Source organism: Anaerotignum sp. MB30-C6 (assembly GCF_030908465.1).
GTDB lineage: Bacteria > Bacillota > Clostridia > Lachnospirales > Anaerotignaceae > Chakrabartyella.
In genome coordinates this window covers 289,945-302,166 of sequence record NZ_CP133078.1, presented here as the reverse complement: position 1 = coordinate 302,166, position 12,222 = coordinate 289,945, and the positions used below count along the sequence as shown (strand labels likewise).

The window sequence follows — 12,222 nt, the reverse complement described above, 5'->3', positions numbered from 1 at the left end:
TTTTTTACTGAGGAAAAGAAATAAAAAAACTTCCCTCCCTCGCTATAAAAGCAAGGGACGAAAGTCATATCTTCCGCGGTTCCACCCTTATTGATTTATGCTGGTTGCATAAATCCACTCTTGTGAAGTCCTGCTCCAAAGTGCCCTTCTCCGTACTCTGCTGTCTTCTTTCCACCTAGCGAAGACTCTCTGAAAACATTCTACGGATACTCCTCTTTTTCATCGCAGTTATTCGATTTAGCCCTTATGCTATCACTTTCCCAGATTTCTGTCAATACCCATTTGCAAGTTTGAAAGAAGTCAAAGGTTTATTCAAAGTAAATGATACACCAGTATTGTCACTTTTTATTACCCTTTTTACTGTCTCATTCCCTTCAGGAGCACAGTCTCACAGACTTAACTTCTAAAAAATTATAAACCTTTGCTAAATTCACGGCTCTTTAAGCGCACCCCCATATGTACCTCCAAGTATCGTTGCAAAATATAATCCATTTGCATCATAGCACCTGGGGATAAGGTAAACGCAAAAATCTGTTTCCCCTCCCGTTGGGTAATAAAAGTGATTGCCTTTTGAACAGCTGGTAGCAAAGAGATTTCGCCCCCACTGCAGTGCTCCTTACAAAGGAATTCACCGTCTTTTTCATGAAAGAATAAAGGCTCTTGGCCAGCTCCGCAAACCATGCACCCTCCGTTAGATAATAAGCCTGAAATCTGTAAATATTTCACTTCAAAAATACGAGAAATGAGCCTTGGCGGTGTCTTCGTTTTCTCCAACACCACCAAAGCAAACAGAAGAAGCTTTAGCGTTTCATCCTGCTCCATTCCCATAGGACAAGTTCGCTCCATCAACTCAGCTAAATATACTGCCTCGGCAAGCTTATCCATATCCATTCGAATTCCATAAAAACTTTCAATTAAATCAGCTTGGGTTAAAGAATAAAAACCCTTACCCTCAAAAGCCAGAAAATCACAATAGGAAAAAAGCTGTGTACCAGCCAACAACTTACTTTTGGTATTCTTCGCCCCTCGGGCGGTCAAAACAACCCTTCCAATTCCCTTTGCCAGAACCAGAATTCGTTTGCTGCTCTCGCCCTTTTGGCTTTCAGAAATTACAATACCCCTTAGCTTAACTACACCCACTTTTTCCCCTCATTTTCAATAAAATTCTTTGTTTTTAGAGCTATCAGATATTCTCCTACGGGGATTTGGCTTATCTCCCATACCGGATTTGTACCGTAGATAGTCTTCAATTTGACCTGTTTGCACAAACTTTTGCCAGTATGCTTTCGTTTTTTGATTGTCCATAAAACCGTCCCCTTTCATACATTAGGTTATGGAGCAAAATCAAAAGCATACAGGTAAATAAATGCCAACGGCTCCAAAAACGAGCCGATTCAGACTATGGATAAACAATACATTTGTAAAACTCGGGGATTTTGGCACTAAATTCTACTGTTGCGAATTTATTTCTACCGAAGAAAACAGCCAGTATCAAGGCTTCCATACCGTTTTATTACTTCCCATTCCCAAAAATGTTTCACAAAAAACTTTTTCATACAGTTAGATATTTCGCTTGTCATATCCAAAATTTTTCAGTAAAAAGTCACTGTCTCTCCAATCTTTTTTCACCTTAACCCAAAGCTGCAAATAGATGGGAGAGCCTAACAATCGCTCCATATCTCTTCTTGCATGGGAACCAATTTTTTTTAACATACTGCCTTGCTTTCCGATGATAATTCCCTTATGAGAATCTTTTTCACAATAAATTGTGGCCTCAACATCAACCATATTTTGATCTTGACGTTTTTTCATAGACATAATTTCTACTGCAATACCGTGGGGAATTTCTTCCTGCAACATATAAAGTGCCTTTTCACGGATAATTTCAGAGGCAATCTGTCTTTCTGGCTGGTCGGTAACCATATCCCCAGGGAAATACTGAGGCCCCTCGGGTAAATATTTTTTAATTACTTGCATCAATTCATCGGTATTACTGCCTTTCATGGCAGAAATAGGAACCACTTCTGCGAAGGAATACAACTTACGATAAGCATCAATTACCTCAAGCAGCTTGTCCCTCTCAATGGTATCAATTTTATTGATAACCAATACCACAGGGGTTTTTACATTCTCCAAACGATCAATGACATATTGATCCATTTCCATTACCTTTTCCGTTGGCTCAATGAGCATCAAAACCAAGTCAACTTCATTAAAGGTATTTTCCGCAGAACGCACCATGAATTCCCCCAATTTATGCTTGGGCTTATGAATTCCCGGGGTATCTAAAAATACGCACTGAAAATCCTCTTTTGTTAAAATACTGGTGATTTTATTTCGTGTTGTCTGTGGTTTATGCGACGTAATGGCGATTTTTTCTCCAATGAGACAGTTCATCAACGTAGACTTTCCTACGTTGGGTCTGCCAACTAAGGAGATAAAACCGGAGTGAAATTTTTTCATGCTTGCCCCTCTGCTTTCTCTGCTTCTATATATGCTTTGTATTCCGCTTCCTGTGCTTCCCATTTTTGCTGCATACTTAACAGCATCATATATTGCAACCAGCGGTCATTTTTTGTATCAATATCTTCTTGTGTCAGTCCTTTGACTAAAGTTAGCGCCTGATAATACTTCATTCCCGCTTCCGCTGTCATATATTCAGACTTCATTCCCAAAACAACACAAATTTTATTAGGCAGGGCATATCTTCTGATTTCTTCCTGCACACCTTCTGTGCTTCTGCCCATTTGCTTCATAAATTCCATGGCGTTCTTATAATGAATAATATAGTCTTTTTCTCTGATTTTTACTCGCTCTGCTTTCCAGTTTTCCTCTATATACGCCACCACTTCTTCCATGGTTCTTGCGTTGGCTTTCACTTCAATTTGTGCAAACTTTTCTTTTAAAGCGTCCATGATATCTTCCTCCCTTTTAATTTTCTCTATTGTATCCATATATGAAATTTTTCGCAAGTATTTAAACCTTAACTTAACCCCTAAAACTTATACAACGAGCAAATATTCATATAAAAATCGCTCCCTTGCCTAGCATGAAAATTCCCTTGCCTAAATTCCCTTAAGCTCGTCCCACCTTTTGCGAATCGCCTTCATATCCTCCCAAGCAGGCCGCTTTTTCTCCTCATCTCGCAAAAGAGCCGAAGGATGATAGGTTGCAATAAATTCATAGCCTTTCACAGAAAACCATTGCCCCCTTTGCCGTGTAATGCGAAATTCAGGGTCAATGATGGTACAGGCCGCCACACGGCCTAAGCAAACAATAATCTTCGGCTCAATTAACTTAAGCTGATACCTTAAAAAGTTCAAACAAGCCTCTTTTTCATCATCATAAGGATCCCTGTTTCCCGGGGGACGGCACTTCACAATATTGGCAATGTATACATCATCCAAGGAAAGCTCTACACTAGCCAGCATTTTATCTAGCAACTGCCCTGCCGCACCGACAAAAGGCTTCCCTTGCAAGTCCTCCTGTTGGCCTGGGCCCTCACCAATAAACAAAATATCCGCCTTCGGGTTTCCTTTACCAATAACCACATTGGTACGCAACTCCCAAAGTCTGCACTTTTTGCAGCTGCGACAAGCTCCTTCTAAGGTTTCCCAGCTCTTTTCAGCCATACTATCCCCGCCTATTTTATGTCCTCACCACGAAAGCCCATGGGTAAGAAATCATTAAGTCTCACTACCTTCATGCCTTCTTCGTCACTATCCAAAATCACTTCTCCGTCAGGCATAAATTCGTATAAAAACTGCCTGCAAATACCACAGGGTGCGGCATAATCTCCAGAGCCGGCTACAATTGCAATTTTTTCAAACTCCCGTGCCCCCTCTGAAACTGCCTTTGTTGCTGCCGTCCTTTCGGCACAAATGGTGGCACCAAAAGAAGCATTTTCCACGTTGCACCCAAGAAACACACGGCCATCCTTAGCCAATAAAGCCGCTCCTACCTGAAATTTTGAATAAGGAGCGTAGGCTCTTTCCATAGCCGTTTTTGCCAATGCCACCAGTTCATGATTTTCCATAAAATCATCTCCTTTATTCTCTGGGAATTCCTGCTTTTATCAGTATCTCCCGTTGTTTGGAAAACATTTCTTTTTCTTCCTCTTCTTCCATATGGTCATAGCCCAAAAGGTGAAGCATACTATGGGCAGTTAAAAAAGCAACTTCTCTTTTTAACGAGTGTCCATATTCCTGAGCCTGCTCTCTGGCATGTTCCAAAGATATGATAATGTCCCCCAGAAGCACCTCATCCTTTTCGTTTAAATCAACAAACTCCCCTTCTTCAAAGGTCAATAAAGGAAAGCTTAAAACGTCCGTTGCCCGATCAATGCTACGAAACTGATTGTTAATTTGGCGAATTTCTTCATTATCCACAATGGATACGCTTACTTCGCAGGGCTGTTCAAAACCTTCATAGTCCAAAGACTGGTGAATTAGTTTTTCTATTACGTCAGAAAGCTCCTTTGAAAGAACCTCATCTGTACGATTGTCTATCAGTATTGTCACTGTTTTTCTCCTCTTTTCCAAGTTCAGCTTTGCGGGATGCCGCCTCAATTTCCTCTTTTTGGGGGTAGCTGACTCTTTCATGATACATTCCGTGGAAAACCTTTAAAAAAGCTTTGCGGATGATTTCCAATTCATGAATGGCTAACCCACTACGGTTTAATTGGCCGTCATCCAGCTTGTCCTTGATTAAACCTTTAATAAAATCCTCAACTTCATCCAAAGTCTTTCCGCCGCCAAGCATAGCACGAACGGCAGCTTCTACCGTATCCGCCAGCATAACCACCGCCGACTCCCTGCTAGAAGGAATTGGGCCGTCATAGCGATAATCTGCCTCTACCACGTTTTCTGCCCCATACATTTGTAAGGCTTTAAAATAAAAATACTTTACTAAGGATGTACCTTGATGCTCTCTCATAAAGTTTAAAACAACCTTTGGAATGCCATATTCCATGGCCAAGTCTACACCTGCTTTGGTGTGCTGGGTAATAATACGGGCGCTATCCTTAGGCTCAAGGTTATCGTGGGGATTCTGCCCCGATTGATTTTCCGCAAAATGCAAAGGACTTTTCAACTTTCCAACATCATGATAATATGCCCCAGCCCTTGCCAAAGCAGTATTTCCGCCAATTTCATAAACGGCAGTTTCTGCTAGGTTCGCCACAATTAAACTATGGTGATATGTACCCGGTGCTTCAATCATTAACCTTCGCAAAAGCTCATTGTTGGGATTTGTCAATTCTAAAAGGCGTAAAGGCGTGTTTGCTTCAAATACACCTTCCCAAAATGGCAAACTGCCTACAGCAATCACAACGGAAATCAAACCCATTAACGCACCTAAGCCTGAGGCGATGACTAACTCCGTTGCGTACCCTTCTCGGAAGAATAAACCCACGGCAAACATAGCTACAAAGTTCACCACTGCCATACCCACTGCCACAGGAACCATATGGGCACGTCTCTCGGTTTTCTGTATCATCAATGCGCCAAAGGAGCCGCTGATGAGGGCATAAGTTAAAAATTCAGCTTCGCCGCTAAAAATCATGCAAGCAACAATGCAGAAAAAGCAGTTCATTAAAAGAGCCATTCGCCGTCCGATTAAAATGCTAATGAGCATAGCGAACAAGCTTAATGGAATTAATGAATAGTAGGGCAATAACGCCATGGCTTTGCATAGCAGTACCATAATGATATATACGGTAAATAACATGCGTACTTCGTTCTTTTTTAAAACCACTGTGCCCTTGTTCCAAAAGAAAAATAACCCTACGGCACCAAATAATAACAATATAATGACCAGACTGCCTAAAAAAAGTAGCAGACTGCCATTCTTATCGGTATCTCCAATTAGCTTTAAAGAAACCAATCTATCGTAAATATCTTGGGTTATAATTTCCCCTTCATCTACAATTTTCTGATTCTTGCGAATCTGTACATGATTCACTTCTTGTCGTTTTTCTTCTCTGGCTGCTTCCATAGCCTCCTCATCCAAGACCAAGTTTGGATCTAGAGCGGCAGAAACAATGGTATAGGCCATTCCCTTTAAATCGTTACTCCAATCGGTTTCGTCAACCCCAGTTTTTACTTGCGCCTTGCCTTCTTCCAATTCATCGGCAGAAAGCCCCTCACTGTAAATCTGGTTGAGTATCCCAACGCAGTCCTTGGCAAACAAAATTCGGTTTGAATAGGGCATGGCTTGATACGCCGATAAATGACGACTGCTCAGTACCACTGGAAGATTCAGGGATGCTTCCTGTACCTTTTGGTGAAAGTCATCCCCATCGTTCATACCAAGTATGACATCGTTCAATTCCTGAAAAACGTCGTTTACCTGTTTCGTACTATTTTCTTCAACTACGATATCATTTTTATAGATAGGCCCAACGCTATTCGCCGCTGCCGACCTGAGTTTTTCCGTTGTTGCTTCATCCACCGTATCTCTCACTGCAACATAGCGTCTTGTCGCCACATCCCCAACCTGCACAATCTCCTTTTTTTGCCCATAAGGGCCTATGCCAATACAAAGTATCGTCACAATAAAAGCAATTGCCAGTAATATCCACTGAGAATAGTGTCTAATACCTACCTCTTTTGTCTTTTTTACCATCCTGATCACTCCGCTTCTTGGTTTCAAATTTTTCATACGCCAGAATGATTTTTTGTACCAAGGGATGACGTACAACGTCTTTATTGGTAAGGGTAATGATCCCAATTCCTTCGATACCAGAAAGTATCTTGGTTGCTTCTGTCAACCCCGAACGTTTTCCTTCTGTTAAGTCGATCTGGGTCAAATCCCCTGTCACAACAGCTTTTGAGCCATAACCAATACGGGTTAAAAACATCTTCATCTGTTCCGGTGTTGTGTTTTGGGCCTCATCCAACACAATGAAAGCATTGTCAAGGGTTCGGCCACGCATATATGCCAAGGGAGCCACCTCAATTAGGCCCCTTTCCATATTCTTTAGAAAGTTTTCAGAGCCCATAATTTCATAAAGGGCATCGTACAATGGTCTTAAATAGGGGTCTACCTTCTGCTGTAAATCCCCCGGTAAAAATCCCAACTTCTCTCCCGCTTCAATGGCAGGTCGGGTCAGAATGATTCGTCCAACTTCATTATTTTTAAACGCTGTAATTGCCATTGCCATTGCCAAGTAAGTTTTACCCGTACCTGCAGGGCCAGCACCAAATACAACGGTATTATTTTTTATTAGGTCTACATACTTTTTTTGTCCTAGTGTCTTTGGCTTTAAGGGCCTGCCGTTGGCTGTAATGCAAATCAAATCGTTATAAACCTTTTCCACTTCTTCTAGGTTCATTTCTTCTGCGGCGGTAATAAAATAGCCTAGGTTTTGATCTGTAATCTCTTCCCCTCTTCTTACCAAAGCCGCCATAGAGTTCATCACACTCCATGCCTTATGCACACTAACCTCTTCCCCGCTGATTTTTACATCATCTCCACGGTTCACGATTTTTACATTACACTCTTTTTCAATCTTTCTTATGTTCCCATCGAACTGTCCAAAAACAGGCAACATCACCCTATTGTCCAGTTGCATGGTTCTCTCGATCTGTGCCATCTACGGCATCCCGCCCTTTCTCTACTTTCCGTTTTTCGTCGATTCGCTCTGTTAGTACCGCCTGCCCTTTGGCACGGACACAATCGGTATATTCTTCAAAGTGCACCTCGATTTTTTCAATTGTACCATATGGTCCTAAGCATTGCTCCGTCTTATTTCTTAAAGTTTCCTCAAGCTCTGCCTTTGCCTCATCCACTGTGCGGCTCCTACTTTCAAGGATATATATATTATATTGCTCTTTTTTTATAGAAATAGGCACTTTAAAATCACCTAAAGCCAAATCTTTTTCAAAAAGAACCTCAACATCAGCCTTCGCATCGTCCATGGAGGGGTGGATAAAATCCGCATCCTTACCCCAAAAGCTTAGAATTTTGTTTGTTTTCGTTTCTCCCGTATAGATTTTTTCTTCGTATGTAAGGGGTAATTCTTCCGTTAACTGCTGCCAGACTTTAGCCTTTACCGTCCCTTCTGCCGCCACATAGTCCACGTGCTGTTCCTCGCCTTCCAGCCCAATTAATACTTCCGAGGAAATCAACACATCCCCCTTTTTTACCACATCGCCCTCTTTTACCATGGGCGTTCCTCTTTCAGCGGTAATTTTTAATATCACGCCATCCATGTTTGCTATGACATCACAAGGTGTCTCCTTGTCCAATACCTCTGTCTTTTCAATGGTTTCTGCAATTTTTATGGTTACGTCTGTTCCTTTTATGCCCACACTCACCCAAGAGATATCGGGAAACTGAACCAATAATTCTTTTGTTATTTCTTCTGGGTGAACTCCTCGTTTCCAAGCAGCAGGCTTCAATCCTAGTTCCTGACAATAGGTCAGGATATCCTCAACGGCTACCCGATCGTTTCCCTCCACACGGATAACCCAAATAAAGGACGAGAGTAGGTAAAGCCCAGCGGCAAAAATCAACACCCCCGCCGTCAAAACCTGTCGTCCTTTGAAACGGTGGGCTTTGGCTGGGAATCCACCATAACGCTGCACCTCAAGCCTACAACCGGTTTTCTCCGCACACATGGAAACCATATCCATACTTCCCATAGGCACTTTTAATCGCACCCCAGCGCCGTCAGACTCTACGTCCCATAAGTATACTCCCCGATAAGAGAGCATATTCATAAACCGCTCCGCAGCAAAACCGTTCACTTTTATCATAACATATCCACGAAAATAATACCATAATGCCAGAAACAAAATCCTCACCTCATCAGGTCAAAAATTCAATGGCAATCAGCTTTCCTGTAATCACCAATGCATCGCCAGTCAGCTGCTTTAGCCCCAAATCCTGCCCACGGATGCACAGGGTACCCACCTTTGTGCCCACACGAATACTCTCTTCTCCATAGGTCAATATTCCTTTATGATTTTCAACAGTAATCTCTTCCCGTCCCGTTAAGGAAATCAACGGCAAATCCAGCATGATCTCCTTCGGCAGGTCCAATGCTTCTGTTACACCCCTGCGTAAATCCATATACCTCATCACCATCCGAAAAACCGTTTGTTTACATTATGCTAAAAAAGTCAAAGAAATACCTTGTCCTCTAATGTTAAAAGGGTACAATGTCAAAAGATAAGCATCATCCCTGCTGCCAAATAAGCCTTTATTTTAAAGTACATTGCCCCTAACCGTTCACTTACCATGCCCTGTTTCAAATAAAAAAAAGCACGACTTCTTAATCCAAAGAAATCGTACTTTTTCCATTAACCTAAAAGTGCTCTGTCACTTACAAACTCACTTCCGCTTGCCACAGAGAATTTTTGCAGCAAGTCCTCCACTGTCAGCTTCTTCTTTTCGTCCCCTTTAATATCCAAAATAATTCGTCCATCCCACATCATAATCAAGCGATTACCATGGGCAATGGCATCCTTCATATTATGGGTTACCATCAAAGCCGTTAAGCCATGCTCCTCAATGATACGGTCGGAAAGTTCTAAAACCTTTGCCGCTGTTTTGGGGTCTAAGGCCGCTGTATGTTCATCTAACAGAAGAAGTTTTGGCTTTTTCAATGTGGCCATAAGCAAGGTCAATGCCTGTCTTTGCCCGCCAGAAAGGAGGCCAACCTTGGCTCTAAGGCGGGTTTCCAAGCCTAAGTCTAAAGTTTTCAGAAGCTCCTTATAATCTTCCCTTTCCTTTGGCGTAATGCCCCAGCGAAGGCCACGGGCCTTTCCTCTGCGAAATGCCAGTGCCAAGTTTTCCTCAATTTCCATGTCCGCCGCAGTACCATTCATGGGATCCTGAAATACACGTCCTAAATACAAGGCTCTTTTGTGTTCAGGCAGTTTTGTTACATCAACACCGTCGATCATCACCTTACCACTGTCCACAGGCCAAACCCCTGCAATGGCATTGAGCATTGTTGATTTCCCTGCACCGTTACCACCAATAATGGTTACGAAATCTCCCGCTTCCAGTGTTAAATTTAATCCATTTAATGCCTTTTTTTCGTTTGGCGTATTGGGGTTAAAGGTTTTATAAATTTCTTTTATCTCAAGCATTTGCCTTCCCTCCCTTTTTCCCGTGTTTCACATAATACTGCCCTCTCATATAAGGCACTGCCAAGAACGCCGCCACAATCAACGCACTTACCAATTTCAAATCTGTAGTTTCCATGCCAAGCTGTAATACCACAGTAATAACAACAAAATATAAAATTGCACCAAAAATGACACCAACCAAACGCATTGCAAAATTCCGAAAAATCTTACCAAATAAAACGCCACCGATGATGACCGCCGCCAAACCAATTACAATGGCACCACGACCCATGTTTACATCGGCATTGCCTTGATACTGGGCATATAACGCACCAGATAAGCCAACCAAACCATTAGAAATCATTAGACCCACAATTTTCATGGTTTTTGTGTTAATCCCTTGGGCTCTAGACATATTTTCGTTGTTTCCTGTAGCACGAATAGAACGACCAAGTTCCGTGCCAAAGAACCAGTATAAAATTCCAATTACAACTGCACAAAAAATTGTAGAAACAATGATTGTATTAGAAATATCACGCAAGCTTAAAATCAAAGGATATTCATCCACGCTGATAGCTTGGTTAGACTTGCCCATAATACGCATATTCACAGAATATAATCCTAATTGGGTCAAAATACCTGATAAAATTGCAGGGATGCCAAAGGTAACGTGAAATACCCCTGTCACCAAACCAGCCGCCATGCCCGCTACGGTTGCCCCGATTAAAGCAAGATAGGGGTTATACCCACCAAGCATCATCATAACCGCAACGGCTCCACCTGTACACAGGCTTCCGTCTACGGTCAAATCTGCATAATCCAATACTTTATATGTAATGTACACCCCAATGGCCAGCAAGCCCCAAATCAACCCTTGGGCCACAGAGCCAGGTAATGCTTTCATTAACGCCATAACATTCATTTTGCTCCCCCCACTTCTTATTCCTCTTTTCATCTCTCTCATAGAAAAAAGGGAGCGGTCAGTCACCTGCCCCGCTCTGCCTCTTTATATGCCTTTCATTATTGGATTGCTTCAAAATCTTCTGGCATTGTTACTCCTAAAGTTTCAGCAATTTCAGCATTATATTTTGGAACAATATTATCGGAAACAAAAGCAATTGGTGTTGTTGCAGGGTCAGCACCGTTTACCAAAATGTCGTATGCCATTTCGCCAGCTTTCATGCCTAGTTCATAGTAACTGATACTTAACGTTGCTAAACCACCCTTGGCACACATTCCTTCCTCCCCCGTAATAACAGGGATGCCCGCAGGCACTGTAACGTTTTTAATAATCCCCATATTGCTGGCCATGGTATTATCCGTAGGAACATACACCGTATCGCATTCACCAACAGCCTTTGTAATAACCGCACGAATTTCGTTGGAGTCTGCCGCTGTGTATTCTTTAAATTCAATGCCAGCTTCTGTTAAGTATTTTTGTGCCAATTCAGACTGGAAAATTGAGTTAGGCTCTGCACTGCAATATACAATGGCTACTTTCTTTGCTTCAGGATTCACCTTCTTGAGCAAAGCAATTTGCTGGTCCACAGGTGCTAAGTCAGAAACGCCTGTTACATTTCTTCCAGGTGCATCGTTTTTCTCAATGACACCGGCTGTTTTGTAATCCGTTACTGATGTACCCACCACAGGAATATCTCCAGTTGCCGCTGCTGCAGCCTGAACAGCACCTGTTGCATTTGCCATTATTAAATCAACATCGTCTGTAACAAATTTTGTTGCAATTGTTGTGCAGTTTGTGCTTTCCCCTTGAGCATTTTGTACGTCAAAGGTTACGGACTCACCTAATAGTTCTTTTAGCTTATCCTGAAACCCTTGCGTAGCAGCATCCAACGCAGGATGCTCCACCAACTGCATCACGCCTACTGTATAGCTTTTTGCATCTGCAGTTTCTTCCACCGCAGGTGCCTCAGCCTCGCTTTCGCCACCGCAGCCTGTCATAGAAATTACCATTGCCGCCATAGCCATTGCTGCAACCAAAGGTATTTTTCTCATTTTCATACCATACCACTCCCTCGAATATAACCATGTACTTTAGTACATATATGCGGTTATGCTTTAATTTATTAAAGTAATTATAACAACGCATATTTTGAAAGTCAAGATAAAATGTATTGAAATCCAT

Annotated in this window: 14 protein-coding genes and 1 other annotated feature; all 14 genes read right to left on the bottom strand. The window is 42.1% G+C overall.

Translation table 11 applies throughout. The features are described 5' to 3' along the window. Positions 1–50 precede the first annotated feature (50 nt). Positions 51–232 (bottom strand) — a binding site (T-box leader). A gap of 179 nt (positions 233–411) precedes the next feature. After that, a complete protein-coding gene (gene recO / locus RBQ60_RS01445; protein WP_307884829.1) occupies positions 412–1,140 on the bottom strand; it encodes a DNA repair protein RecO in 729 nt (242 codons plus the stop codon). A 15-nt stretch (positions 1,141–1,155) separates the two neighbouring features. After that, on the bottom strand, positions 1,156–1,305 hold the full coding sequence (locus RBQ60_RS01440) for a hypothetical protein (protein ID WP_307884828.1): 150 nt from the start codon (positions 1,303–1,305) through the stop codon (positions 1,156–1,158). A gap of 255 nt (positions 1,306–1,560) precedes the next feature. Further along, entirely contained in the window at positions 1,561–2,463 is a 903-nt protein-coding gene (gene era, locus RBQ60_RS01435) for a GTPase Era (protein WP_307884827.1), read from the bottom strand. Next, on the bottom strand, positions 2,460–2,915 hold the full coding sequence (locus RBQ60_RS01430; protein WP_307884826.1) for a hypothetical protein: 456 nt from the start codon (positions 2,913–2,915) through the stop codon (positions 2,460–2,462). The genes era and RBQ60_RS01430 overlap by 4 nt, the downstream gene beginning before the upstream one ends. Positions 2,916–3,065: 150 nt before the next feature. Next, positions 3,066–3,632, bottom strand: a complete 567-nt coding sequence (locus tag RBQ60_RS01425) for a uracil-DNA glycosylase (protein WP_307884825.1) — start codon at positions 3,630–3,632, stop codon at positions 3,066–3,068. Positions 3,633–3,643: 11 nt separating this feature from the next. Next, a complete protein-coding gene (gene cdd, locus RBQ60_RS01420) occupies positions 3,644–4,036 on the bottom strand; it encodes a cytidine deaminase (protein ID WP_307884824.1) in 393 nt (130 codons plus the stop codon). Between the two features lie 13 nt (positions 4,037–4,049). Beyond that, the gene (gene ybeY, locus RBQ60_RS01415) at positions 4,050–4,520 is read right to left on the bottom strand and encodes an rRNA maturation RNase YbeY (RefSeq protein ID WP_307884823.1); all 471 of its coding nucleotides are present in this window, start codon (positions 4,518–4,520) and stop codon (positions 4,050–4,052) included. Then, on the bottom strand, positions 4,489–6,624 hold the full coding sequence (locus RBQ60_RS01410) for an HD family phosphohydrolase (protein WP_307884822.1): 2,136 nt from the start codon (positions 6,622–6,624) through the stop codon (positions 4,489–4,491). Before RBQ60_RS01410 ends, ybeY begins: the two co-directional genes overlap by 32 nt. Further along, positions 6,593–7,594: a PhoH family protein gene (locus RBQ60_RS01405; RefSeq protein WP_307884821.1), complete on the bottom strand. Its 1,002-nt coding sequence runs from the start codon at positions 7,592–7,594 to the stop codon at positions 6,593–6,595. Before RBQ60_RS01405 ends, RBQ60_RS01410 begins: the two co-directional genes overlap by 32 nt. Then, entirely contained in the window at positions 7,557–8,798 is a 1,242-nt protein-coding gene (gene yqfD / locus RBQ60_RS01400; protein ID WP_307884820.1) for a sporulation protein YqfD, read from the bottom strand. The genes RBQ60_RS01405 and yqfD overlap by 38 nt, the downstream gene beginning before the upstream one ends. A 13-nt stretch (positions 8,799–8,811) precedes the next feature. Then, positions 8,812–9,075, bottom strand: a complete 264-nt coding sequence (gene yqfC / locus RBQ60_RS01395; protein ID WP_307884819.1) for a sporulation protein YqfC — start codon at positions 9,073–9,075, stop codon at positions 8,812–8,814. Between the two features lie 230 nt (positions 9,076–9,305). Continuing rightward, a complete protein-coding gene (locus RBQ60_RS01390) occupies positions 9,306–10,100 on the bottom strand; it encodes an ABC transporter ATP-binding protein (protein WP_307884818.1) in 795 nt (264 codons plus the stop codon). Continuing rightward, on the bottom strand, positions 10,093–11,001 hold the full coding sequence (locus RBQ60_RS01385) for an ABC transporter permease (protein ID WP_307884817.1): 909 nt from the start codon (positions 10,999–11,001) through the stop codon (positions 10,093–10,095). Before RBQ60_RS01385 ends, RBQ60_RS01390 begins: the two co-directional genes overlap by 8 nt. Positions 11,002–11,099: 98 nt before the next feature. Then, positions 11,100–12,098 carry an ABC transporter substrate-binding protein gene (locus tag RBQ60_RS01380; protein WP_307884816.1) on the bottom strand — a complete coding sequence of 333 codons (999 nt, stop codon included), beginning with the start codon at positions 12,096–12,098 and terminating at the stop codon, positions 11,100–11,102. Positions 12,099–12,222: the final 124 nt, after the last annotated feature.